This is a genomic window from Pseudomonas sp. EB271-G4-1, assembly GCF_058791355.1.
In genome coordinates, this window is the sequence record NZ_JBYTEO010000022.1 from 30849 (window position 1) to 54541 (window position 23693).

At 61.0% G+C, this 23693-nt stretch carries 20 protein-coding genes; 7 read left to right on the top strand and 13 right to left on the bottom strand.

The features are described 5' to 3' along the window. Window positions 1-2 precede the first annotated feature (2 nt). The 7 genes from AC3WWR_RS13065 to AC3WWR_RS13095 all read right to left on the bottom strand — a co-directional run bounded on the left by AC3WWR_RS13065 (window position 3) and on the right by AC3WWR_RS13095 (window position 7472). On the bottom strand, window positions 3-1655 hold the full coding sequence (locus tag AC3WWR_RS13065; RefSeq protein WP_432669526.1) for a BatD family protein: 1653 nt from the start codon (window positions 1653-1655) through the stop codon (window positions 3-5). Next, window positions 1652-3385 carry a vWA domain-containing protein gene (locus AC3WWR_RS13070; protein ID WP_151142371.1) on the bottom strand — a complete coding sequence of 578 codons (1734 nt, stop codon included), beginning with the start codon at window positions 3383-3385 and terminating at the stop codon, window positions 1652-1654. The genes AC3WWR_RS13065 and AC3WWR_RS13070 overlap by 4 nt, the downstream gene beginning before the upstream one ends. Beyond that, entirely contained in the window at window positions 3382-4461 is a 1080-nt protein-coding gene (locus tag AC3WWR_RS13075; protein ID WP_033045343.1) for a vWA domain-containing protein, read from the bottom strand. The genes AC3WWR_RS13070 and AC3WWR_RS13075 overlap by 4 nt, the downstream gene beginning before the upstream one ends. Next, a complete protein-coding gene (locus AC3WWR_RS13080) occupies window positions 4454-4948 on the bottom strand; it encodes a DUF4381 domain-containing protein (protein ID WP_020800599.1) in 495 nt (164 codons plus the stop codon). The genes AC3WWR_RS13075 and AC3WWR_RS13080 overlap by 8 nt, the downstream gene beginning before the upstream one ends. Continuing rightward, complete coding sequence (locus AC3WWR_RS13085) at window positions 4945-5889, bottom strand: DUF58 domain-containing protein (RefSeq protein ID WP_020800600.1); 945 nt, start codon at window positions 5887-5889, stop codon at window positions 4945-4947. Before AC3WWR_RS13085 ends, AC3WWR_RS13080 begins: the two co-directional genes overlap by 4 nt. A gap of 5 nt (window positions 5890-5894) precedes the next feature. Continuing rightward, window positions 5895-6854, bottom strand: a complete 960-nt coding sequence (locus AC3WWR_RS13090; RefSeq protein ID WP_020800601.1) for an AAA family ATPase — start codon at window positions 6852-6854, stop codon at window positions 5895-5897. Window positions 6855-7115: 261 nt separating this feature from the next. After that, window positions 7116-7472: a hypothetical protein gene (locus AC3WWR_RS13095; protein ID WP_033045032.1), complete on the bottom strand. Its 357-nt coding sequence runs from the start codon at window positions 7470-7472 to the stop codon at window positions 7116-7118. Between the two features lie 491 nt (window positions 7473-7963). On the opposite strand from AC3WWR_RS13095, the gene AC3WWR_RS13100 reads away from it, so the two are divergent. Further along, window positions 7964-12853: an NAD-glutamate dehydrogenase gene (locus AC3WWR_RS13100; protein WP_492598776.1), complete on the top strand. Its 4890-nt coding sequence runs from the start codon at window positions 7964-7966 to the stop codon at window positions 12851-12853. Window positions 12854-13024: 171 nt separating this feature from the next. Here AC3WWR_RS13100 and AC3WWR_RS13105 read toward each other — a convergent pair whose 3' ends face one another. The 4 genes from AC3WWR_RS13105 to pdxR all read right to left on the bottom strand — a co-directional run bounded on the left by AC3WWR_RS13105 (window position 13025) and on the right by pdxR (window position 16398). Then, a complete protein-coding gene (locus AC3WWR_RS13105; protein WP_033044958.1) occupies window positions 13025-13735 on the bottom strand; it encodes a hypothetical protein in 711 nt (236 codons plus the stop codon). Between the two features lie 229 nt (window positions 13736-13964). Beyond that, entirely contained in the window at window positions 13965-14375 is a 411-nt protein-coding gene (locus AC3WWR_RS13110) for a cupin domain-containing protein (protein WP_033044960.1), read from the bottom strand. A 195-nt stretch (window positions 14376-14570) separates the two neighbouring features. Further along, complete coding sequence (locus AC3WWR_RS13115) at window positions 14571-14864, bottom strand: antibiotic biosynthesis monooxygenase family protein (protein WP_020800790.1); 294 nt, start codon at window positions 14862-14864, stop codon at window positions 14571-14573. A 100-nt stretch (window positions 14865-14964) separates the two neighbouring features. Next, the gene (gene pdxR, locus AC3WWR_RS13120) at window positions 14965-16398 is read right to left on the bottom strand and encodes a MocR-like pyridoxine biosynthesis transcription factor PdxR (RefSeq protein WP_033044962.1); all 1434 of its coding nucleotides are present in this window, start codon (window positions 16396-16398) and stop codon (window positions 14965-14967) included. Between the two features lie 205 nt (window positions 16399-16603). Between pdxR and AC3WWR_RS13125 the strand changes: the two genes are divergently transcribed. From AC3WWR_RS13125 to AC3WWR_RS13140, 4 genes are all read left to right on the top strand, one after another. After that, complete coding sequence (locus AC3WWR_RS13125) at window positions 16604-17044, top strand: carboxymuconolactone decarboxylase family protein (protein ID WP_033044963.1); 441 nt, start codon at window positions 16604-16606, stop codon at window positions 17042-17044. 73 nt (window positions 17045-17117) lie between these two features. Continuing rightward, window positions 17118-18095: a LysR family transcriptional regulator gene (locus AC3WWR_RS13130; protein WP_033044964.1), complete on the top strand. Its 978-nt coding sequence runs from the start codon at window positions 17118-17120 to the stop codon at window positions 18093-18095. Window positions 18096-18271: 176 nt separating this feature from the next. Next, entirely contained in the window at window positions 18272-18793 is a 522-nt protein-coding gene (locus AC3WWR_RS13135; RefSeq protein WP_020800753.1) for a GNAT family N-acetyltransferase, read from the top strand. A 92-nt stretch (window positions 18794-18885) separates the two neighbouring features. Further along, window positions 18886-19380, top strand: a complete 495-nt coding sequence (locus AC3WWR_RS13140; RefSeq protein WP_033044738.1) for a hypothetical protein — start codon at window positions 18886-18888, stop codon at window positions 19378-19380. Window positions 19381-19511: 131 nt separating this feature from the next. Here AC3WWR_RS13140 and AC3WWR_RS13145 read toward each other — a convergent pair whose 3' ends face one another. Both AC3WWR_RS13145 and ccoN read right to left on the bottom strand, forming a co-directional pair. Beyond that, window positions 19512-19733, bottom strand: a complete 222-nt coding sequence (locus tag AC3WWR_RS13145) for a hypothetical protein (RefSeq protein WP_033044717.1) — start codon at window positions 19731-19733, stop codon at window positions 19512-19514. Then, entirely contained in the window at window positions 19733-21160 is a 1428-nt protein-coding gene (gene ccoN, locus AC3WWR_RS13150; RefSeq protein ID WP_083348984.1) for a cytochrome-c oxidase, cbb3-type subunit I, read from the bottom strand. The genes AC3WWR_RS13145 and ccoN overlap by 1 nt, the downstream gene beginning before the upstream one ends. Window positions 21161-21528: 368 nt before the next feature. On the opposite strand from ccoN, the gene AC3WWR_RS13155 reads away from it, so the two are divergent. Both AC3WWR_RS13155 and AC3WWR_RS13160 read left to right on the top strand, forming a co-directional pair. After that, window positions 21529-23202, top strand: a complete 1674-nt coding sequence (locus AC3WWR_RS13155; protein WP_083348985.1) for a nitrite/sulfite reductase — start codon at window positions 21529-21531, stop codon at window positions 23200-23202. Then, window positions 23199-23678, top strand: a complete 480-nt coding sequence (locus tag AC3WWR_RS13160; RefSeq protein WP_492598777.1) for a DUF934 domain-containing protein — start codon at window positions 23199-23201, stop codon at window positions 23676-23678. Before AC3WWR_RS13155 ends, AC3WWR_RS13160 begins: the two co-directional genes overlap by 4 nt. The last annotated feature ends 15 nt before the right edge of the window (window positions 23679-23693 follow it).

Here is a 23693-nt window from a genome sequence, read left to right on the forward strand (position 1 = left end):
TGTTACTTCGGATAAAGTGGCGGCAACCCACTGTCCCCAACCGGGTCCTGAACCCGTTCGGCTATCGGGATCGTACGAATCGCCCGCCACAGGTCTTCCCCTTGCCAGTGCTGGCCGGTTTCGCTGTAGAGCGCGCCGTTCAGGCCGTCGAGGGCGTCGGACAGAGGGACGAAGCGGGCGGCCATGTCGGCCAGGGTTTCCGGCTGCTGGCGGGCCCAGGCGTCGAGCGCCTGGCGGGTGGCGTGGGGGTCGTTGGCCTGGCAGGCACGCTTGAGGTCGTCGAGCACGGTACGGGGGCTCGGGCCGGTTTGCGCCGCACGCTGGATGGCCGGTTGCGAGCGCGCCCGCCACCAGAGGCCGAATCCCAGCAGGGTGGTGCAGGCCAGGATCAGGCTGCTGAGTTTCCAGCGCCAGAGGGTTTCGTTGCTGGCGCCGCTGTCGAGTGCCGAGGTGCCGGCCGGGGTGTCGACCAGCAAACTTGGATTGGCGGCCACCTGCAAGGTCCGGGCGGGCAGGCTGGTGTGCTCCAGATGGTCTTCGAAGGTGTTCCACCAGACCACCTCGACCGAAGGCAGCTCAATGGCGCCGCTGCGCGAAGGCACCAGCGCTTCGCGGTCTTCGCGACTGCCAACCAGGCCTCGCTCGCTGTTCTGGTTACCCAGCACCGGTTGATCGGGATAGCGCCGCAAGCCACTGGCCTCGGTGCCGGGCAGTGGCGGCAGTTGCGAGCTGCCCAGGCCTTCGGCCTTGACCGTGAGACTGCGGGTGAGCGAGTCACCGACCTGAACGTGTTCCGGTTCCGGGTTCCAGCTTTCGCTGAGCGTCAGGCTGCGAGCCGGCAGCCAGGGCAGGTCGGCGGGGTAGGTGACGGGTTTCGCCTTGACCGTCAACAGCAGTTGGCCGGAACTGACGCGCATCAATTTGCCGGATTTCGGCGCCTGGGCGCTGGCGTCCTGGACGGGTTGCGCGTCTACCAGCGCGGCATTGAATATCTGCGCCGGGATGATCAGCTCGCCGCTGTGTTGCGGGTAGATCGCGTAGCGCATCTCGATGACGCCGTGGCGTATGCCGTTGATGTCTTTCTCGTAGGTGCGCGACTCGCCCAACTGCTCGATGCGGGCATCAGGAATTTGCAAGGGCGGCAGGCTGCTGTCGTCGTACAGAGACACCGAATGGTAGATGCGCAAGGTCAGGATGGCCTGGGCCTGCACATACACGCTGGTTTGATCGAGGCTGGCGTCGATGAACACCGGCGCCTGTTTGTCCGGGTTCGCCTGTGGGTCGCTCTCGATCACTTGCACGGTGATCGGCTGGCTCTGCACGTCGCCCAGCTTGAGCGCAGGGATCACCACGGTGCCATTTTGCAAGGGCAGCAGGGTGATGATCCAGCGGGTGGTGGCCTGGTTGTCGCCGTTGAGGGTGTTCAACTGGTTGACCTGGCGGGTGCCACGCACTTCGAACATTGGCTCCAGGGGTGTCAGGTCGGGCTTGCCGAACTGGGTCACGTCGTTGGATTCCAGGGTCAGTTCGATCGTCTCGCCGGAGTTCAGGCGAGCCCTGTCGACACTGGCGACCAGCTCGGCTGCCTGGGTCTGCATGACGCAGAGCAGCAGGGCGGGCAGCGGGGCAAGCGTGAAGGCGGTGAAGCGGGTCATCGAGTTTTTCCCTGATCCTGATGTTGTTGCTGTTCGTACCAGAATTTGCGCCGGAGCAATTCCCCCGGATCATCCGGAATTTGCCTTAGCCATTGCTCCAGTGCCTGCTGCTGCTCGCCGTCGATGCTGTCGCTGGCCGGGCGCATGGGCGCAACGGTGTGCTGTTCGTCTCCCAGTTCGCTTCCCGGAACCTCATTGGTGCCAGGGCGCGGGGGCGTGGTGGCGGAGGGCTCGGTGGTTGCCTGCGTTGGTTCGCCAGCCGTTTCGGGCTCACCGGCTTTCGACGGTTGCGCAGCGTCACTGGGTGGTGCTTGCTGCTCGAGATCGCTGGTCGCCTCATCGGCGGCTTTGTCAGGGGGTGGCGTTGCGGCCTTCTGCTTGAGCAGGCTCTCCACCAAGGCCTTGTTGGTCAGCGCCGGACGCAGGTCCGGTTGGCGTTCAAGGGCTTGCTCGTAAGCATCCAGTGCCGCTTCCAGCTCGCCACTCCTGGCCAGGGCGTTGCCACGATTGTAGTGAGCATGGGCGTCGTTGCCTTCGGCGAACCGCTGGGCGGCGCCACTGTAGTCGCCGGCTTCGTAGAGGGCAACGCCTTGCCACTGATGATCTTCGAAGTGCCGGGCAGCCTCGGCCGGGCGTTTCTGCTTGAGCAAGTGCAAGCCCTGCTGGTCGGGGCGCAACCACAGGTCCTGAAAGTCGAACGCATAGCCCGGTTGCGGCAGCATCAGCAACAGCGGCAGGCAGAGCAACCAGCCGCGACGACCGGCGCAGGCCGCCAGCAACAGCAGTGGCAAGAGCAACCAGTAGCCCTGGTCGGCCCAGGTATCGAGACGCAGTGTCTGGCCGTCGTTGCGCAAGTTGCGCGGACCGTCGAGCAGGCCGAGGGCGCGCAGGTCAGCGTCGCTCAGGCGTGCGTGGCGGTAGTGTCCGTCCAGGTCATTGAGGAAGGCTTTCAAGCCGGGTTCATCCAGGCGCGACACGAGAATCGCCCCCTGTTCATCCTTGAGGAAACTGCCATCTTCCTGGGTAATGGGCGCACCTTCTGTGGTACCGATGCCGAGCATCAGCAATTGCGTCGATTTGCCGCTCAAGGCGCGACTGATGCCCAGGCGCTCCTGTTCACTCAGGCTGGTGCCGATCAACAGGATCCGGCCGTCGCCCAGTGCTGCCTGTTCCAACAGTGCCAGTGCCTTGAGCACCGCCAGGTCGGCACGGTGTCCGGCTTCGGGCATCAACGACGGCTTGAGTGCATCGAGCAGGTTGCGGCTGGTGGACAGGTCGTCCGACAGCGGCACCAGGGTGTGGGCGCTGCCGGCGAAGACGACGATCGCCGTCTGTGCATCGTTGCGGCTCTGCAGCAGGTCGAAGAGTTTGCGCCGGGCCTGTTCCAGGCGGTTTGGCTGAACGTCGGTGGCGAGCATCTGCGGCGTCAGCTCAAGGATCACTACCAACGGATCGGCGGGTTTCTGGCTTATCTGCTCGACGCGGGCAAAGCTCGGCCCGAGCAATGCGAGGACAGCGATCAACCACGCCACGCCCAATGCAACCCACGGCAGTTTGCTTTCGCGGCCGCTGCCGCCACTGAGCAACGCCGCATGGAACGCCGGTGGCAGGATCATCTGCCAGCGCCCGGCGCGCTTCTGCCGATGCCACAGTTGCCAGAGCAACCAGCCAAGCAGTGGCAGCAACAGCAGCCACCACGGGCGGAACCAGTACGGCCAGAGTGCGCTCATCGGCGCCTCCGCAGGCGCAGCCGATTGAGGCGCTGGCGCCAGTCAGGCAATTGCGTTTGCAAGAACAAATCCTTGGTAAACAGTCGTTGCAGCGGGTTGTCCGGCCACAGCACGCGAGCCACCAGCAGCATGCTCAGCAACAACGCCAGCGCCAGTGGCCAGTGATACAACGCCTGGGCCGGGCGGGCCTGGGTCGGTTGCTGGGTCACAGGCTCGAGTTGGTCGAGGGTGGCCTTGATCGATTGCAATTGCTTGCCATCTTGAGCGCGGAAGTACTGGCCGCCGGTGGCATCGGCGATCGCTTTCAAGGTGGGTTCGTCAAGATCCAGGCTCGGATTGATCCCCAGGAAACCCGGTGTGCCGCTTTGTTCCGGGTCCGCGCCAATACCGATCGGGTAGATTTTCACGCCTTCCCTGGCCGCCAGGCGTGCGGCGGTGAGCGGGTCGATTTCGCCACCGTTGTTGGCGCCATCGGTCACCAGGATCAGCACGCGACTTTGCGCCGGACGTTGCCGCAGGCGCTTGACGGCCAGGCCGATGGCGTCGCCGATGGCGGTGTTCTTGCCAGCGATGCCGATGCGCGCTTCGTCGAGCCAGACGCGCACGGTATGCCGGTCAAATGTCAGGGGTGCCTGCACGTACGCCCGGCTGCCAAAGAGAATCAGGCCGACCCGGTCGCCGTCGCGACTTTCGAGGAAATCGCCAAGTAAATGCTGGACCAGCGTGAGGCGGCTGACCTCATCGCCCTGCCACTGCATATCGGGAAAGTCCATCGAACCGGACACATCCACCGCCACCAGCAGATCGCGCCCACTGGCAGCAATCGGTAGTGGTTCGCCGAGCCATTGCGGACGCGCAGCGGCGCTCAGCAATAGCAACCAGAGCAGCAGGAACGGTGCCTGTTGGCGCCAGGCGGGCAGGTTGGCGCGGGCCCGGCGGCGAGCGAGGCCTTCGAGGTCGCTGAGAAAGCTGACCTTGAGCGCCGGTTCGCCACTGTCGGCTACCGGCAACAGCACCCGCATCAGCCAGGGCAACGGCAGCAGGGCGAAGATCCACGGCCAGGCGAACTCAAACATGTTTGCGAATCCAGGTGTCGACTGCCTGGGTCAAGCCGGCGATGGCCTTGTCGTCGAGCTTGCATTCGGGCTTGTAGGCGCCTTCGACCAGCACCATCCAACGGGTCAGGCCGGCAGCGGGGCAGCGGTTATCGAGAAAAGCCAGCCATTTGCGGCCATTGAGGGTATGGCTCTGGCTGTAGGGATAATGGTTGCGGCACAGGCGCTTGAGCAGGCCATTGAGCTGCTGCAGCCAGGCACCGGCGGGCGCACCGTCGTAAGGCTTGGGCATGCGCGCCAGTTCCGCCAGTGCGGCCACGCGCACCGGGTCCAGGGGTTGTTCGACGGGCGCGACCGGCGGCTTGCCTGGCCACAGGTGCCGCAGTTTCCACAGGCCGAAACCGATGGCCGGCAGCAACAGCAGCAGTAACCACCAGCCCGGGGCCGGTGGCCAGAAGTCCACGGGGGGCGGGAAAATCAGTGGCTGCAGTTGCTCGAGACCGTTCATCGACCTTTTCCCGGCTTCTGTGGGTTGAGGTACTCACGCAATTGCTCGACCATTTCACTTTGCGTGCTCAACGGCATCAGCAACACCCGCAGCTTCTGCGCCAGTAACTCCCAGCGGGCGATGCGGTCTTCGGCCTGGGCACGGTACGTTTGGCGCAGGTCGAAGTTGAGCGTGTCGAGTTCCAGTTGTGCGCCACGCTCGGCGAAGCGCAACAGCCCGGCGGCGGGCAGGGCATGGTCCAGCGGATCGGATACTGGCAGCAGCAACAGGTCGCAATGGCGCGACAGCAGGCTCAGCTGCTGTTCGGCGTTGCCGGACAAGGCACGCTCATCGCAGATCACAATCACCAGGCTGCCAGGACGCAATACTTCGCGCGCACGGCGCAAGGCAATGCCAAACGCATCGCGATCAGGCTCGCTTTCGGTGTGCAGCGACTGATTGACCCGTACCAGGCGGTTGAGCAACTGCAGCAGGCTCTGTTTGCTTCGCCTTGGCTTGATTTCGTAATGCTCGTTGTCGCCGAACACCAGGCCGCCGACCCGGTCGTTATGCCCCAGCGCGGCCCAGCCAATCAGGCTCGCGGCCTGGGCGGCCAGCACCGACTTGAACATCAGCCCCGAGCCGAAGAACAAGCGCCGACTTTGCTCGACCATGATGAAGATCGGCCGCTCGCGTTCTTCATGAAATAGCTTGGTGTGGGGTTCCTGGGTGCGCGCAGTCACACGCCAGTCGATGGTGCGCACGTCGTCGCCGGCCTGGTAAACCCGCACCTGATCGAAATCCACCCCACGGCCCCGCAGCTTGGAGTGGTGCAGGCCGATCAGCGGGCTGCGCTGGCTCGGCGTGGAGAACAGCTGCACTTCGCGCACGCGGTGGCGCATCTCGATCAGCTCGGCGAGCGTGACGCGGATGCCCGGCTGGGGCGGCAGGAGGGCGTTCATCGGACTCAAGCGACAGCAACGACGTCGAGAATGCGCTGGACCACCCGATCCTGGTCGATCCCGGCAGCCTCGGCTTCAAACGACAGGATGATGCGATGGCGCAGCACATCGAACAACACTGCCTGAATGTCTTCCGGGCTGACAAAGTCGCGCCCGGCCAGCCAGGCGTGTGCCCGGGCGCAGCGGTCCAGGGCAATCGAGCCGCGAGGGCTGGCGCCGTAGGCAATCCACTCGGCCATTTCCGGGTCGAACTTGCCCGGGGTGCGGGTGGCCATGACCAGTTGCACCAGGTATTCCTCCACGGCATCGGCCATGTACAGGCCGAGAATTTCCTTGCGCGCGGCGAAGATCGCCTGCTGGCTGACCCGGCGTTCAGGCTTGGTTTCGCCATTGAGGGCTTCGCCTCGGGCCTGCTGCAGGATTCGTCGTTCGACGGCGGCATCGGGAAAGCCGATTTTCACGTGCATCAGGAAACGATCGAGCTGGGCTTCCGGCAGCGGGTAGGTGCCTTCCTGCTCGATGGGGTTTTGCGTGGCCATCACCAGGAACAGCGGCGACAACTCATAGGTACTGCGTCCGACGCTGACCTGGCGCTCGGCCATGGCTTCGAGCAAGGCCGATTGAACCTTGGCCGGGGCGCGGTTGATTTCGTCCGCCAGCACCAGGTTATGGAAGATCGGGCCTTGCTGGAACACGAAGCTGCCGGTTTCAGGACGGTAGATCTCGGTGCCGGTGATGTCGGCTGGCAACAGGTCGGGGGTGAACTGGATGCGATGGAACTGCGCTTCGATGCCTTCTGCCAATTCCTTGATGGCCTTGGTCTTGGCCAGGCCGGGAGCACCCTCTACCAGCATGTGGCCGTCGGCAAGCAGGGCGATGAGCAAGCGCTCGATGAGTTTTTCCTGGCCGAGAATCTGCGTTGAAAGAAAGGTTCGCAGCGCGAGCAGCGCTTCACGATGTTCCATCGATGACTGTTCCTGGAAAGGGTGACCGAAGACGTTCATATAACGCCAGGGCTGGGGGCGTTACTTTAATCCATCGCGGGGGGCGGCGACTAACGGCATTTTGCGCAAAGTGGGGGAAATGACTGGCGAAACTGTACAGATCGTTCCCACGCTCTGCGTGGGAACGCCTCAAGGGACGCTCCGCGTTCCCATGGGACGCAGAGCGTCCCGGGCTGCATTCCCACGCAGAGCATGGGAACGATCAGTGGCGCAAGGGAAGAATCAGCGCAGTTCGCTGATATAGGTTCCGGTCCCTTTTAGAATGTTCTGCAAAGTTTCTTCCACTTCAGCCAGGTCCACCATGTCCGGGTTAAAGGTGATCTCCAGCACATCATCCCCATTCAACGCATCGGCATCCGCGGCAGCAATTTCGACCTTAAGCAGCGTAGGGCTGAGGGTGACTTTCACGCCGTCGAGGGTCGAAGGCTCACCATCGAGGGTGATTTCCAGCTCGTCCTCATCCGGGTAACGGCTCATCAGGAACATTTCGCCCTTGTCGCTGTGACAGCAGAGCATGGCCATGTTGTCTTCTTCGTCATCGCACGAGTTGACGATCAAGAGGGCGGTGGTCATTTGCATGGGTATTTCCTGGCTCGACGAGCGTTGTGAAGGCGATTAGGTGGTAATTCTGCCAGCCCACGCGAATTTCTGCTCGTTCGAGTGTCAGAGTCTGCTGTGGGTGAGGAAGGTGTTACCGGTCATTTCTGGTACGGAAGTCCCGTAAAACCGTCATTTTCCTGTACGACTGCTAGTGTTGTTCGATGCGCATGCAAAGAGCAGCGTACCGTTGACCGAATATGTCGCAGCATCGCAAGCATGGGCCTTGCCGCACTCGTTAAGCTGCGCAACGGATGAGCACCCGTAAAGGCATTGCGTTGCCCGCAACCCAGTCGCTTTTGCAGATGCCCATTCACGGAAGGTGAATGTGACCCGAGTGTCTCGTTTAGCTTCACCCACCTGTCACCCTGTTTCCTCTGCCCGAGAATCAGGAACAGGGTGACGGGTAGCCCCTGACAGGGGAATAGCACGCGACGCTTCCATCAATAACAAGCCCAAGCGGAGTACCACAGATGGCGTTCTTCACCGCAGCCAGCAAAGCCGACTTCCAGCACCAACTGCAAGCGGCACTGGCGCAGCACATCAGTGAACAGGCACTGCCACAAGTGGCGCTGTTCGCTGAACAATTCTTCGGCATCATTTCCCTGGATGAACTGACCCAACGTCGGTTGTCTGACCTCGCTGGCTGTACTCTTTCTGCGTGGCGCCTGCTTGAGCGCTTCGATCACGCGCAACCGCAAGTGCGCGTCTACAACCCCGATTACGAACGTCACGGCTGGCAGTCGACCCACACCGCGGTCGAAGTGCTACACCATGACCTGCCGTTCCTGGTGGACTCGGTGCGTACCGAGCTGAACCGCCGCGGCTATAGCATCCACACCCTGCAAACCACCGTGCTGAGCGTGCGTCGTGGCAGCAAGGGCGAGTTGCTCGAAATCCTGCCCAAAGGCACCCAGGGCGACGACGTGTTGCACGAGTCGCTGATGTACCTGGAAATCGACCGGTGCGCCAATCCGGCCGAACTGAACGTGCTGAGCAAAGAGCTGGAGCAGGTGCTGGCAGAAGTGCGTGTCGCGGTCGGCGATTTCGAACCGATGAAGGCCAAGGTCCAGGAAATCCTCACCAACCTGGACAACAGCCAGTTCGCCGTCGATGCCGACGAAAAGAGCGAAATCAAGAGTTTCCTGGAATGGCTGGTGGGCAACCACTTTACCTTCCTCGGCTATGAAGAGTTCGTGGTCAGCGATGAAGCCGATGGCGGCCACATCGTCTATGACAAGAATTCCTTCCTCGGCCTGACCAAACTGCTGCGCGCCGGCCTGAGCTACGATGACCTGCGCATCGAAGACTACGCCGTGAACTACCTGCGCGAACCGACCCTGCTGTCGTTCGCCAAGGCCGCACATCCAAGCCGTGTACACCGTCCGGCTTACCCGGACTACGTGTCGATCCGTGAAATCGACGCCAACGGCAAGGTCATCAAGGAATGCCGTTTCATGGGCCTGTACACCTCCTCGGTGTATGGCGAGAGCGTGCGGGTCATCCCGTATATCCGCCGCAAGGTCGCGGAAATCGAACGCCGTTCGGGTTTCCAGGCCAAGGCTCACCTGGGCAAGGAACTGGCGCAGGTGCTCGAAGTCCTGCCACGCGACGACCTGTTCCAGACCCCGGTGGACGAGCTGTTCAGCACCGTGATGTCGATCGTGCAGATCCAGGAACGCAACAAGATCCGCGTGTTCCTGCGCAAGGACCCATACGGTCGCTTCTGCTACTGCCTGGCCTACGTGCCGCGTGATATCTACTCCACCGAAGTGCGGCAGAAGATCCAGCAAGTGCTGATGGATCGCCTCAAGGCCTCGGATTGCGAGTTCTGGACCTTCTTCTCCGAGTCCGTGCTGGCCCGCGTGCAACTGATTTTGCGCGTCGACCCGAAAAACCGCATCGACATCGACCCGCAGCAACTGGAAAACGAAGTGATCCAGGCGTGCCGCAGCTGGCAGGACGATTACTCGGCCCTGACCGTCGAAACCTTCGGTGAAGCCCACGGCACCAACGTGTTGGCCGACTTCCCGAAAGGCTTCCCGGCCGGTTACCGCGAACGATTCGCCGCCCATTCGGCTGTGGTCGACATGCAGCACCTGCTGAACCTCAGCGAAAAAAATCCGCTGGTGATGAGCTTCTACCAGCCACTGGGTCAAGTGGGCCAGCGTGAGCTGCACTGCAAGCTGTACCACGCCGACACGCCACTGGCGCTGTCCGACGTGTTGCCAATCCTGGAAAACCTCGGCCTGCGCGTGCTGGGTGAATTCCCGTACCACCTGCGTCACAACAATGGCCGCGAGTTCTGGATCCACGACTTCGCCTTCACCGCAGCCGAAGGCCTGGACCTGGACATCCAGCAACTCAACGACACCCTGCAGGACGCGTTCGTCCACATCGTGCGTGGCGATGCCGAGAACGATGCGTTCAACCGCTTGGTACTGACCGCCGGCCTGCCGTGGCGTGACGTGGCGCTGCTGCGTGCCTACGCCCGTTACCTGAAGCAGATCCGCCTGGGCTTCGACCTGGGCTACATCGCCAGCACCCTGAACAACCACACCGACATCGCTCGCGAATTGACCCGGTTGTTCAAGACCCGCTTCTACCTGGCGCGCAAGCTCAGCAGCGACGATCTGGAGCAGCGCCTGGAACACGCGATCCTCACCGCGCTGGACGACGTCCAGGTGTTGAACGAAGACCGTATCCTGCGTCGCTACCTGGACCTGATCAAGGCCACCCTGCGCACCAACTTCTACCAGACCGACGCCAACGGCCATAACAAGCCGTACTTCAGCTTCAAGTTCAATCCGCACTTGATTCCTGAACTGCCCAAGCCGGTGCCGAAGTTCGAAATCTTCGTCTACTCGCCGCGCGTCGAAGGCGTACACCTGCGCTTCGGCAACGTTGCCCGTGGTGGCTTGCGCTGGTCTGACCGTGAAGAAGACTTCCGTACCGAAGTCCTGGGCCTGGTAAAAGCCCAGCAAGTGAAGAACTCGGTCATCGTGCCGGTCGGTGCGAAGGGCGGCTTCCTGCCGCGTCGCCTGCCACTGGGCGGCAGCCGTGACGAGATCGCGGCCGAGGGCATCGCCTGCTACCGCATCTTCATTTCCGGCCTGTTGGACATCACCGACAACCTGAAGGACGGTGCGCTGGTGCCACCAACCAACGTCGTGCGCCATGACGACGATGACCCGTACCTGGTGGTGGCCGCGGACAAGGGCACCGCGACGTTCTCCGACATCGCCAACGGCATCGCCATCGACTACGGCTTCTGGCTGGGTGACGCGTTTGCATCCGGTGGTTCGGCCGGTTACGACCACAAGAAAATGGGCATCACCGCCAAGGGCGCGTGGGTGGGCGTACAACGCCACTTCCGCGAGCGCGGCATCAATGTCCAGGAAGACAGCATCACCGTGGTCGGCGTCGGCGATATGGCCGGTGACGTGTTCGGTAACGGCTTGTTGATGTCGGACAAGCTGCAACTGGTCGCAGCGTTCAACCACCTGCACATCTTCATCGATCCGAACCCGAACCCGGCGACCAGTTTCGCCGAGCGTCAGCGCCTGTTCGACCTGCCACGTTCGGCCTGGTCGGACTACGACACCAGCATCATGTCCGAAGGTGGCGGCATCTTCTCCCGTAGCGCGAAGAGCATCGCGATTTCCCCGCAGATGCAGGAACGCTTCGACATCCAGGCCGACAAGCTGACCCCGACCGAATTGCTGAACGCCTTGCTCAAGGCACCGGTGGACCTGTTGTGGAACGGCGGTATCGGTACGTACGTCAAGGCCAGCAGCGAAAGCCACGCCGATGTCGGCGACAAGGCCAACGATGCATTGCGCGTGAACGGTAACGAACTGCGCTGCAAAGTGGTGGGCGAGGGCGGTAACCTCGGCATGACCCAGCTGGGTCGCGTGGAGTTCGGCCTCAACGGCGGCGGCTCCAACACCGACTTCATCGACAACGCCGGTGGCGTGGACTGCTCCGACCACGAAGTGAACATCAAGATCCTGCTGAACGAAGTGGTCCAGGCCGGCGACATGACCGACAAGCAGCGCAACCAGCTGCTGGCGAGCATGACCGACGAAGTCGGTGGCCTGGTGTTGGGCAACAACTACAAGCAGACCCAGGCACTGTCCCTGGCAGCCCGTCGTGCCTTGCCGCGGATTGCCGAATACAAGCGCCTGATGAACGATCTGGAAGGTCGCGGCAAACTGGATCGCGCCATCGAGTTCCTCCCGGCTGAAGAAGCGATCAACGAGCGCGTCGCGGCGGGCCATGGCCTGACCCGTGCCGAGCTGTCGGTGCTGATCTCCTACAGCAAGATCGACCTCAAGGAGCAGCTGCTGGGCTCCCTGGTGCCGGATGACGACTACCTGACCCGCGACATGGAAACCGCTTTCCCGCCGACCCTGGTGAGCAAGTTCTCCGAAGCCATGCGCCGTCACCGCCTGAAGCGCGAGATCGTCAGCACCCAGATCGCCAACGATCTGGTCAACCACATGGGCATCACCTTCGTGCAACGACTCAAGGAGTCGACCGGCATGAGCCCGGCGAACGTGGCTGGCGCCTATGTGATCGTGCGTGACATTTTCCACCTCCCGCACTGGTTCCGTCAGATCGAAGCCCTGGATTACCAGGTGTCCGCCGACGTACAGCTGGAGCTGATGGACGAGCTGATGCGCCTGGGCCGTCGCGCCACGCGCTGGTTCCTGCGCGCCCGTCGCAACGAGCAGAACGCTGCCCGTGACGTCGCGCACTTCGGTCCGCACCTCAAGGAGCTGGGTCTCAAGCTCGACGAACTGCTCAGCGGCGAGATCCGCGAGAACTGGCAGTCGCGTTATCAGGCGTACGTTGCAGCCGGTGTCCCGGAGTTGTTGGCGCGCATGGTGGCTGGCACCTCGCACCTGTACACCCTGCTGCCGATCATCGAGGCCTCCGACGTGACCGGCCAGAACCCTGCGGACGTGGCCAAGGCCTACTTCGCCGTGGGCAGCGCACTGGACATCACCTGGTACCTCCAACAGATCAGCGCCTTGCCGGTGGAAAACAACTGGCAGGCCCTGGCCCGTGAAGCGTTCCGCGATGACGTGGACTGGCAGCAACGTGCTATCACCATCTCGGTCCTGCAACAGGGCGACGGCACCCAGGACGTGGAAACACGGCTTTCCCTGTGGATGGCGCAGCACGAAAGCATGATCGAACGCTGGCGCGCGATGCTGGTGGAAATCCGTGCCGCCAGCGGTACGGACTACGCCATGTACGCGGTGGCCAACCGTGAGCTGCTGGACCTGGCTCTGAGCGGGCAAGCGGTAGTGCCTGTCACTGCCGCTGTCAGCGCCGAGCTGGAACCGGCGGCCTGATCAGGCGTTGAATGAAAAAGCCCCGCATTGAGAGATGCGGGGCTTTTTTTCGGCCGATGTTTTTGTCGTGTCTGTTCGGGCCCCTTCGCGAGCAGGCTCGCTCCCACATGGGTTTGCGGCGAACACAAAACTAATGTGGGAGCGGGCTTGCCCGCGAAGAGGCCTTCGGGGTCAATACAACTTCTGAACCTTGTTATCATCAAGCATCGACACTTTATCTGTCGGCCTGGTCAACAAATTATTGAGCGACTGGTCAAACTTCTGCAATGCCCTTACTTGCACATTCTGTTGTTCGTTAATGTCGGCGACAATCTCTTCGCTGCGTTTAAAGTCTGCCCATACAGGACTTAGCGCCTTCGCATCATGCCCTTTTGCAGTGCCGATATAACTCAGGTTCTTATCGTAGAAGTCCACGCTGACATTGGCCTCGATGTCCGAACTGCGCGAGGTTATCAACTGGCTGCGGCTGTCGACGACGGCCACCACGTCCGGTTTTGCCGCCTGCAGGCTTTGCATGTCCGGGTATACCGTGACTGAGCCGAATTGCCGTTCTAGAGAGGCCTTGACCCAGTCCACCGCCAAATCGGGTTTTGACGTGGCCACATAGGCGTCATGGATCGACTGCACCAGCAGGCTCTGGCCGAAACCGGTGCCGGCATTGGCCTGGTAGTCCTGCAGGTAGGCGCGGTTGGCCTGGGTATTGCGGCTGTAGACAATGCCAAGTGTGACATCGCTGCCGTTGGGTATGCGCGTTGCACTGCTGCGACCCACCGGTTGCGTAAAGATACCCTCCAGTGGAGTCACCGCTGAAGGTGCCGTGGGAATTGAGCAACCGGTTATCAGGACGGCCATGGTCAATGTACTGACGAACGCAAGTTTCATGGTGTTTCTCCAGTGAAACAACTTCGGTCGGAAAGTTACAGTTGCCGTATGAGGACGGCAGTCACTCCAGACTAAACCGTGTGTTGTTGATTGAAATAGCCAATCTATGCACTTATCCAATAGACAATAGTTTTGTTTGGTTTAACGGAGCGCGGTTAATTGCCTGAAGATATAAAGACGCCCAAATCAAGAGTTTGGGCATTTTTATTTATGGCTACAGGTTCGACGATCAGTTTTGCAAGGGGATCAACACTTTCTCGTCAGGTGACAACACCATGAACACCAACAGCTTCGCAGGTTTGGTTTTGCTGGCATTTTTCGAGACCAGATGTTCCGAACCGGCAGGTTCGTACCAATACTCGCCAGCCTTGTAAGTGACCTCTTTTTCGCCCTTCACCTGGGAAGTGATCGATCCCGAAAGCACATAGGCCATGGCGGTACCGTCGTGTTTGTGGGCGATGGACGCTTGGCCTGGCTTGTAGTCAACCTCAATCATCAAGGCCTTTTTCCCTGGGGCGTTTTTCAGCATTTGGTCTTGCAATACCGTGACCTTTTCCGATGGGTCACCGGCTTCATGGGCAAACGCCGAAGCGCAAACGGTCAAGGCAAGGGCAGCGAGAGAGCAGCGCAAAAGGTTCATGGTTCATCACCTGCAGTGGTTGGTTGTCAGGGACCAATCTATTGCGCCAGGGGCGATAAACAAACAGCCAATTTTACCGAAGGCCAGGGGACCAATGTGCGGCGCTGGAATGAAAAAGATCGCAGTCCCCGGAACGTTTGCAGAGGTACCCATACTCTGCAAACGCGGCCAAGGACTGCGATCTTTAACCGTGTCTTATCTGATCGGAAAGCTGTTGAAGTCGACGGCGTTGGCCAGCTGACAATCGATCAGGTCAATGAAGCCTTGCACCTGGGGGTTGTTGAAATGCGATTGCATTGCCGATTCCGATTGCCAGTGGGCGCTGACAGTCCAGCGATTACTGTCCTCAGGGCAGCGGTCGACCATATAGGATTCACAGCCCGGTAGTTCGCGCAGGGTATCGACAATCTTTTGCAATTTCTGACCCAGTTCTTCCGAGCGACCGGCAACGGCCTGCACCTGTACGGTATTGATCACTTTGTAGGACATTGGCTCACACTCCTCATTGAGGGATAACGCCTATGCAGGATAGGCCTGCACCTCCGGACCACCAATAGCCAATCGCGGGATAAAAACGCAGACCAATCCATCAGGCAACCTGCTGCAAAATGTCCCTGAGACGGTCCAGGGCGATGTCGATGTCCAGGGTCTCGATAGCGCCAAAACCCAGGAAAAACCCCGCCTGGGGCGCCTGCTGGTAGAAAAAACTGTCAATGGCATAGAGCCCGACTTCAACCTTTTTCGCCAGCTCGATCACCAGTGGCACGTCGATCGCTACCTTGCACAGCACCACCATGTGAAAGCCCGCTGCGGTCGGCACCGCTTCAAGCCAGGGTGCGAGATCACCGGCCATGCGCGCCAGGATCCGCTCACGCCTGCCCGCGTAGATCGTATGGCAGCGACGAATGTGCTTGAGCAGGCAGCCTTCGGCGATGAATTTGGCCAGCGCCCACTGGGGCAGGGTGGAGGTGTGCAGGTCGGTGAGTTGCTTGGCGCGCACCACCGCCTCGAGAATCGCCGGCGGCAGGATCGCGTAACCCAGGCGCAGTTCTGGCAAAAGTGTTTTCGAGAAGGTCCCCACATAGGCGACGATCCCGCGCTCGTCCATGCTTTGCAGCGAGTCCGTGGGGCGGCCTTCGTAGCGGAACTCGCTGTCGTAGTCGTCTTCGATGATGATCGCCCCCAGTTCATGGGCGCGAGCCAGCAGTGCAGCGCGGCGCTCCTGGCTCATGGGCATGCCCAGCGGGAACTGGTGCGACGGGGTGACGTAGATCAGCCGCGTACCGAGGGGGATTTTCTCCACGACAATCCCTTCGGCGTCCACCGGCACGCCAATCACCGTGGCGCCATGGGTGCCGAACAACAGGCGCGCCGGCGGATAACCGGGATCTTCCATGGCGACGATGCTGCCCGCTCGTATCAGCACCCGGGCAATCAGATCCAGCGCCTGTTGCGCGCCATTGCACACCACCACGTCCTCGTCCTGGCAATTGACCCCGCGAGAAAAGGCGATGTGCTGCGCGATGGCATTGCGCAGCGCCGGCAGGCCTTCGGGCAGGCTGTAGAAGCCCTTGGACGCGGCGATCTGGCGCAAGGCGTGGGACGTGCAGCGTCGCCAGTCATCCTGGGGAAACTGGCCCTTGCTGGTGGCGCCGCCAATGAAGTCGTAGCGCAGCGAGCCTTCGAGCGTCGGATGACGCAGGAACACCGGCAGGCTACGCCAGGATTCGATCACCTCGAAGCCGGCCAGCTCTTTATGGCTTTGTTTGCGCTCGATTTTGGATACGCGGGCGTTGACGTAGGTGCCTTTGCCGATCACCCCGGTGAGGAAGTTTTCATAGGTCAGCTGGGCATAGGTATCAGAAATGGTTTTGCGCGAAATGCCCAGTTGTTCGGCCAGCAGGCGGCTGGGAGGCAGTTGCGTCCCGGCGGCCAGGCGACCCGATTCGATGGCGCTGCGCAGTTGCGTGTACAACTGGCCCGCCAGGTCCTTGCGTCCGTTAATGACAACGTGTAGTTCCATACAGGCAAGGCTCCATGGCGATTGAGGCGCGTGTGCGTTACGCCAGATTACCCTCAACTGGCGTTTATGCAGTAGTTGCGTGGCGTAAAAACCGCCAATTGGTCTGGGCCCAGGTGGTCCACGGAAATTTCGCGCAATTGGATATGTAACGCAGCGTTAACAACGTCTACCTTGGCGGCATATCGACGCCATATGAGGTCACGCCATGACCCTCCGCCTGGATTATTACAGCGCCTCGCCCAAGGCGATGAAAGCACTGATCGCCATGGAAGCCCTGACCAGCAACCTGAGTATCGAGCCGGCGCTGCTGCACCTGATCAAGATCCGTGCTTCGCAGATCAATGGCTGTGCGTTCTGCACTGACATGCACTCGGTAGACGCCCGGCGCCTGGGCGAAACCGACCGCCGCCTGTACTCCATCGTGGTCTGGCGCGACAGTAACTTCTTCAACCCACGCGAACGCGCCGCCCTGGCCTGGACGGAGGCGGTGACACTACTTTGCGAGAGCCATGTGCCGGACGCCGTCTACGAGCAGGCGCGGACTCAGTTCAGCGAAGGTGAACTGGTGGACCTGACCATCGCTGTCACCACCATCAACAGCTGGAATCGACTGGCCGTGAGTTTTCGCCAGACCCCCAGCGCCTGAAAGGCTGTCACACGTCGTTCATGTACCTTGCGCAGGATGGTGCTCCCAGTGAAAGATCGACAGGGAGTCATCGATGTCATTCATGGAAACCCGGGGCGACCAGCGTGTAGCGCAATATCCCACACACCTCGATACGACCGCCTCCTGGCGCACCCGCGCGGCGCAGATCGATCCGCTGCTCGCGCAGTGCTTCAGCGTGATCGCCCGGTGCGGCTGCTTCATGCAGGCATCGCGGCGCCTCAACATCAAGGCAACCCGGTTGCGCAAGCATTTGGCACAGCTTGAAAAACAGCTGCGGTGTTCGCTGTTCAGCCCATCGGAGAATGGCCTGGTACTCAGTCGTGACGGCCTGCAACTGCACAAGCAGCTGACCGCCCTGGCGCATGAACGCGACCTGCCGGTGCTCGAGCAACCTGTGGTGCGCCTGGCGGTGGCCGAGACGATCCTGCACGACATCCTCGGTCGCGATCTGGTGGCGTTGCTGCGACGCAATGCCAGCGCGCGCCTGGACATCATTACCCTCGACAGCGAATTGTCCCTGCAGGCGGTCAGTGCCGATGTCGTGGTATGGATGACAGGCATCGGCTCGCCAACGCCGGGACCGAGTTTTGCCGTCAACGAGCCCAGATGCCTGGCGCGGCTCGACTATCTACCGCACATCGCCAAACGCTATTCACGAGTCGCCGCGCGGCCGGCCGGTCTCGATGACCTGGCCGATTTCATGCTGGTGCAATGGCAGCATGATCGACAGATCGACAGTTTTCGGTCCTGGAACGACCTGGTCGACCAGCGCCTGGCCGGGGTCGTGCAGTCGCATTCCTATCCACTGATGCTGGAGATGGTCCGTTGCAGCGCCTGCATCGGCCTGTTGCCTGCCTACATGAGCTATTTCGACCGTGGCTTGATCGGTTTGCCGGGGTTGTTCAGCCAGCCGATGCAGCGCCAGGTGTGGCTGGCGGTGAATGCCGAGGCCGAGGGCGATGCGCAGGTGCAGACGATTGTCGAGTTGATCCTCGGCACCTTCGAAGAGCGGCGGGAATGGTTCCTGTAGGAGCGAGCATGCTCCGGGCGGCGTTCCGACGAAAAACCTGGGAGCGCCGCGGGGCATCAGGTATCCCGCGTCATCGTTGACGACCATCGCGAGCATGCTCGCTCCTACAGGGTGTTTTTCCATGTTGGATGCGTTGTAGAGTGAACGGCCATGTCTCTATCAAGGATGAATCACCCATGACCGGCACCGACGCTGTCATAACCCTCGAACGCCTCAATCATTCCCACGTCCCGGGCATCACCGCGCTTTACCACGAACCGGTCGTCGCCCGTCAGACGCTGCAAATGCCGTTTCCATCCTCCGAGACTTGGCAAAAACGCGTGGAGACGGACAATGAGCGGGTCGTGCAATTGGTGGCCCTGCATCAAGGGACGGTTATCGGTAGCATTACCCTGGAACAGTTTCCACGCATCCGCCGCAGCCACGCAGGCAGCTTCGGCATGGGCGTTGCTTCCCAATGGCAGGGCAAGGGCGTGGGTTCGAAACTGTTGGCGGCGGTGCTGGATATTGCTGACAACTGGATGAACCTGCGACGGGTCGAACTGAGCGTGTATGCCGACAACGAAGCCGCCATCAGCCTGTACCGCAAGTTCGGTTTCGAGACCGAAGGGCTGTTTCGCGACTATGCGGTGCGCGATGGCGTCTACGTCGATACCTTGAGCATGGCGCGCTTGCGCCGCATGCCCAAGTGCGATTGATCCATACCACTCGCGCTTTTAGTCGTACGCCGGCGGCGCGCATCTGCCATGCTCAATGTCCGCAGCACCGCTTCAATCAAAGGAACACCGCAATGGACGACGTACGGCAACTGGGCGAGATGCTTCGTCACTACGCAGACAGCGAAGCGCACAAAAAGCAGCTGTTCGAGACACAATCGGCCGAGTGGGCCAAGCGCATTGGGGAGTTGTTCGATCAGATCCAGCAGTGGCTGGAGCCGGTTCTGGCACCGAATCTGCTGGAGGTGAGCCGCGAAGCGTATGTCGCGTCCGGGCCGAGTGTTCCGGTGGAGACGTCTACCTTCAAGACTGAAAAGCTGAGCATTACGATCGCCGGCAAACCGGTGGAGTTCGTGCCGGATGTGATGGGTGCCGGTGGGCAGATTTCCCTGGCAGTGATGGGCTTTACCGCTGCGCGCTACGGCAGTGTTTCACTGGTGTGCATGCCATCGTCCAATGGCTGGCAGTGGCGCAAGACCAATGGTCTTAAAGATCCGGATACCTTTGTCTTCGATGCGGATTTCCTGGCGCAGCAGTTGCAGAGCCTGATTCCGCGCGAACGCGGCTGAGTTTTCGCGACACTGTGAATCCCCCTGTGGGAGCGAGCCTGCTCGCGAAAGCGATGAATCAGTCAATATCGATGTCGACTGTCAGCCCGTCTTCGCGAGCGGGCTCGCTCCCACAATGAATGGGTTGTAGGTCAGATTTCGATTTTGCCCCAACCCGGCTTTGGCTCTTGCGGCGCGACCGCGTTTATCCGCTTGCCGGTAGCGGCCTCCACTCGCCGGGCGACTTCCGGGTCATCGGCAAACGGCACCAGGCTGGCATCGTCCAGGCTTTCGGCGGTCTGATGGCGCAAGCAGTATTCGATGGTGCACCACAGGAACACCACCCCCAGGATATTCAACAGGACTTCAGTCATCAGGCTATCTGCGCCTCACTTTCCGCCATCGCCACTTCGGACACCCGTACGGTACGCCACACGTTGTAAGCCATCACCAGCATGCCCGTGAGGAACAACACGCCACCGGCAAAGCGCACCACGAACCCCGGATGGCTGGCCTGCAAGGCTTCGACGAAGGAGTAGGTCAGCGTGCCGTCATCGTTGATCGCACGCCACATCAGGCCTTGGGTGATGCCGTTGACCCACATCGAGGCGATGTACAGCACGGTGCCGATAGTGGCGAGCCAGAAGTGCAGGTTGATCAGCGGAGTGCTGAACATCTGTGCGCGACCGAAGACCTTCGGCACCATGTGGTAAGTCGCGCCGAAGGTGATCATCGCCACCCAGCCGAGGGCCCCGGCGTGCACGTGGCCAATGGTCCAGTCGGTGTAGTGGGAGAGGGCGTTGACCGTCTTGATCGCCATCATCGGCCCTTCGAAGGTCGACATGCCGTAGAAGGCCAGGGACAGCACCAGGAAACGCAGGATCGGGTCGGTGCGCAACTTATGCCAGGCGCCCGAAAGGGTCATCATGCCGTTGATCATTCCGCCCCAGCTCGGTGCCAACAGGATCAGCGACATGGCCATGCCCAGTGACTGCGCCCAGTCCGGCAAGGCGGTGTAGTGCAAATGGTGCGGACCTGCCCAGATGTACAAAGTGATCAGCGCCCAGAAGTGCACGATCGACAAACGATAGGAATACACCGGCCGGTTCGCTTGCTTGGGCACGAAGTAGTACATCATCCCAAGGAAACCGGTGGTCAGGAAAAAGCCCACGGCGTTGTGCCCGTACCACCACTGGACCATGGCGTCGGTTGCCCCCGAATACACCGGATAGGATTTGAACCAGTCCACCGGAATCGCCAAGTGGTTGACCACGTGCAGCATCGTAATCACCACGATGAACGCGCCGAAGAACCAGTTGCCGACATAGATGTGCCGGGTCTTGCGCTGCACCACAGTGGTGAAGAACACGATGGCGTAGGCCACCCATACCAGGGTCATCCACACCGCGCCGGAGAACTCGATCTCGGCGTATTCCTTGGTGGTGGTGTAGCCCAGCGGCAACGTGATGAGCATCACGACGATGACCGATTGCCAGCCCCAGAACGTGAAGGCTGCGAGCTTGTCCGAGAACAGTCGCACCTGGCAGGTACGCTGCACCGCGTAATAACTGGCGGCGAACTGCGCGCTGCCGGCAAATCCGAAAATCACCAGGCTGGTGTGCAGCGGGCGCAGGCGCCCGAAAGTGGTCCACGGCAGGTCCAGGTTCAACTGCGGCCACACCAGTTGCGACGCGATCCAGACGCCCATCGCCATCCCCACGATGCCCCAGATCACGGTTGCCACGATGAATTGGCGGACGACCTTGTAGTTATAAGCCTGTCCGATAGTTGTTGTGCTCATGCTCAATGCTTCCACGGTTGCAATGACGTGCACTGTAAAAACCGTGGCCAAAACAAAACAGACTCAGGAAAAACTGATTTATGCGGATCAGATCTGCAGCGAGTCAAATTGGACGCCTCTAATTCTGATACGGTTTTTTCATGAATAGCTGAATCTGTAATGAAAACCGGCACGGGTCCATAGTCATTGCCTCGAAACGAGCCGCAGTTAATGCCGCCCAACCTGTGGGAGCGAGCCTGCTCGCGAAGCGTCCGGCACATTCAATATCGATGTCGCCTGGTACTCCGCCTTCGCGAGCAGGCTCGCTCCCACAAGGGTCGCGCCAGGCATTGGCAACAGAGCCCGATCACTCCTGATGAGGTAGCCAGATGTATCAGTACGACGACTATGACCGGGCACTGGTGTTCGAGCGGGTTGCGCAGTTTCGCGATCAGGTCGAACGCTTCATGGCGGGCGAACTGAGCGAGGAAGAGTTCCTGCCGTTGCGCCTGCAAAACGGCCTGTACATGCAAAAACACGCCTACATGCTGCGCGTCGCCATTCCCTACGGCACCCTGAGTGCCCGGCAGATGCGCACGCTGGCGAGCATCGCCCGGGATTACGATCGCGGCTACGGCCACTTCACGACGCGCCAGAACATGCAGTTCAACTGGATCGAACTGGCCCAGGTGCCGGACATCCTCGAACGCCTGGCCCAGGTCAACATGCACGCCATCCAGACGTCCGGCAACTGCGTGCGCAACATCACCACCGAAGCCTTTGCCGGGGTTGCGGCCGATGAAATGATCGACCCGCGGCCGCTGGCGGAAATCCTGCGGCAATGGTCGACCATCAACCCGGAATTCCTCTACCTGCCACGAAAGTTCAAGATCGCCATCTGCTCGGCTGAGCAGGATCGCGCGGCAATCATGATGCACGACATCGGCCTCTATCTTTATCCCGGTGACGACGGGCAAATGCTGCTGCGGGTCATTGTTGGCGGCGGCCTTGGGCGCACGCCGATCCTTGGCTTGCAGATTCGCCAAGGCTTGCCGTGGCAGCACCTGCTGTCCTACGTCGAGGCGGTGCTGCGGGTGTATAACCGCCATGGCCGGCGGGACAACAAGTACAAGGCGCGGATCAAGATTCTGGTAAAAGCCCTGGGCATCGAAGCGTTCGCCAGGGAAGTCGAGGAAGAGTGGACGCATATCAAGGATGGTCCGGCACAACTGACCCTTGATGAGTTCGAGCGCGTGGCCAGTGCCTTCGTTGCGCCGCGATATCGCGAACTGGCGGATACCAGCCTTGAATTCGGCACGCAGCTGGCCCAGGACCCGGCGTTCGCCCGTTGGGTGCTGCGCAATGTACAGGCACACAAGGTACCGGGGTATGCCAGCGTGGTGCTGTCGACCAAGCCGGGCGGCAGCGCACCGCCGGGGGATGTCACGGCCACGCAAATGGAGGCGGTGGCGCAGTGGTCCGAGCATTTCGGTTTTGGCGAGATTCGCATCGCCCATGAGCAAAACATCGTGCTGCCGGACGTGCCAAAAGCCGACTTGTTCTCGCTCTGGCGCCTGGCGTGCGAACACAACCTCGGCTGCGCCAACGTCGGTTTGCTCACCGACATCATCGCCTGCCCCGGGGGGGATTTCTGTGCACTGGCCAACGCCAAGTCGATCCCCATCGCCCAAGCCATTCAAGCGCGCTTCGAAGACCTCGATTACCTGCATGACCTGGGCGACATCAGCCTCAACATCTCCGGCTGCATGAACGCCTGCGGTCATCACCACATCGGCAACATCGGCATTCTGGGTGTCGATAAGAACGGCAGCGAGTGGTACCAGATCACCCTCGGTGGCGCCCAGGGCAAGAACAGCGCGTTGGGCAAGGCCATCGGCCCGTCGTTCAGCGCTGCGCAAGTGCCTGCGGTAGTCGAACAGATCGTCGACACGTTCGTGCGTTACCGCGAAAGCGAGGAGCTGTTTGTCGATACCTTGCAGCGCATCGGCCTGGAGCCGTTCAAAGAGGCGGTTTATCCGTCAGCGCTGGAGGTGTCGGCATGAACAATCTGTTGTGTTTGCAAGAGGGCGGGGCACGGATTGTCGAGGATGATCCCTGGACGCTGGTTCGGGATCTTGAGGCGCCGTTGCCTGAGGGCCAGGTGATTTTGCCGCTGGCCCGCTGGCTGGAAAATCCGCAGCAAAACGCAATCTGGCTGGGACCTGATGATGAGGTGGAAGGCCTTGAGCTGTGGTTTGGCCAGTTGCGGTTGATTGCCCTGGATTTCCCGAGTTTTCGCGACGGTCGGGCCTATAGCCAGGCCTATTTGCTGCGCACGCGATTGGGCTGGAACGGTGAGTTGCGCGCCGTGGGTGATGTGTTGCGTGATCAGCTCAGTCATATGCGCCAATGTGGGTTCGACAGCTTTGCGGTGCGTGAAGACAAATCCGCCGAGGATGCGCTCAAGGGGCTGGCGGGGATGAGCGTGTTGTATGGGCGCTCGGTGATTGAGCCGCGACCGTTGTTTCGGCGGCGTTGACGTAAATTAAGCATT

Excerpts from the sequence above, each read along its gene's own strand:
- ccoN (WP_083348984.1), bottom strand. The coding sequence starts at position 21,160 with ATGAGCACAACAACTATCGGACAGGCTTATAACTACAAGGTCGTCCGC.
- AC3WWR_RS13100 (WP_492598776.1), top strand. The coding sequence starts at position 7,964 with ATGGCGTTCTTCACCGCAGCCAGCAAAGCCGACTTCCAGCACCAACTG.
- AC3WWR_RS13105 (WP_033044958.1), bottom strand. The coding sequence starts at position 13,735 with ATGAAACTTGCGTTCGTCAGTACATTGACCATGGCCGTCCTGATAACC.
- AC3WWR_RS13115 (WP_020800790.1), bottom strand. The coding sequence starts at position 14,864 with ATGTCCTACAAAGTGATCAATACCGTACAGGTGCAGGCCGTTGCCGGT.
- AC3WWR_RS13155 (WP_083348985.1), top strand. The coding sequence starts at position 21,529 with ATGTATCAGTACGACGACTATGACCGGGCACTGGTGTTCGAGCGGGTT.
- AC3WWR_RS13090 (WP_020800601.1), bottom strand. The coding sequence starts at position 6,854 with ATGGAACATCGTGAAGCGCTGCTCGCGCTGCGAACCTTTCTTTCAACG.
- AC3WWR_RS13085 (WP_020800600.1), bottom strand. The coding sequence starts at position 5,889 with ATGAACGCCCTCCTGCCGCCCCAGCCGGGCATCCGCGTCACGCTCGCC.
- pdxR (WP_033044962.1), bottom strand. The coding sequence starts at position 16,398 with ATGGAACTACACGTTGTCATTAACGGACGCAAGGACCTGGCGGGCCAG.
- AC3WWR_RS13065 (WP_432669526.1), bottom strand. The coding sequence starts at position 1,655 with ATGACCCGCTTCACCGCCTTCACGCTTGCCCCGCTGCCCGCCCTGCTG.
- AC3WWR_RS13145 (WP_033044717.1), bottom strand. The coding sequence starts at position 19,733 with ATGACTGAAGTCCTGTTGAATATCCTGGGGGTGGTGTTCCTGTGGTGC.
- AC3WWR_RS13110 (WP_033044960.1), bottom strand. The coding sequence starts at position 14,375 with ATGAACCTTTTGCGCTGCTCTCTCGCTGCCCTTGCCTTGACCGTTTGC.
- AC3WWR_RS13130 (WP_033044964.1), top strand. The coding sequence starts at position 17,118 with ATGTCATTCATGGAAACCCGGGGCGACCAGCGTGTAGCGCAATATCCC.
- AC3WWR_RS13125 (WP_033044963.1), top strand. The coding sequence starts at position 16,604 with ATGACCCTCCGCCTGGATTATTACAGCGCCTCGCCCAAGGCGATGAAA.
- AC3WWR_RS13135 (WP_020800753.1), top strand. The coding sequence starts at position 18,272 with ATGACCGGCACCGACGCTGTCATAACCCTCGAACGCCTCAATCATTCC.
- AC3WWR_RS13095 (WP_033045032.1), bottom strand. The coding sequence starts at position 7,472 with ATGCAAATGACCACCGCCCTCTTGATCGTCAACTCGTGCGATGACGAA.
- AC3WWR_RS13075 (WP_033045343.1), bottom strand. The coding sequence starts at position 4,461 with ATGTTTGAGTTCGCCTGGCCGTGGATCTTCGCCCTGCTGCCGTTGCCC.
- AC3WWR_RS13080 (WP_020800599.1), bottom strand. The coding sequence starts at position 4,948 with ATGAACGGTCTCGAGCAACTGCAGCCACTGATTTTCCCGCCCCCCGTG.
- AC3WWR_RS13160 (WP_492598777.1), top strand. The coding sequence starts at position 23,199 with ATGAACAATCTGTTGTGTTTGCAAGAGGGCGGGGCACGGATTGTCGAG.
- AC3WWR_RS13070 (WP_151142371.1), bottom strand. The coding sequence starts at position 3,385 with ATGAGCGCACTCTGGCCGTACTGGTTCCGCCCGTGGTGGCTGCTGTTG.
- AC3WWR_RS13140 (WP_033044738.1), top strand. The coding sequence starts at position 18,886 with ATGGACGACGTACGGCAACTGGGCGAGATGCTTCGTCACTACGCAGAC.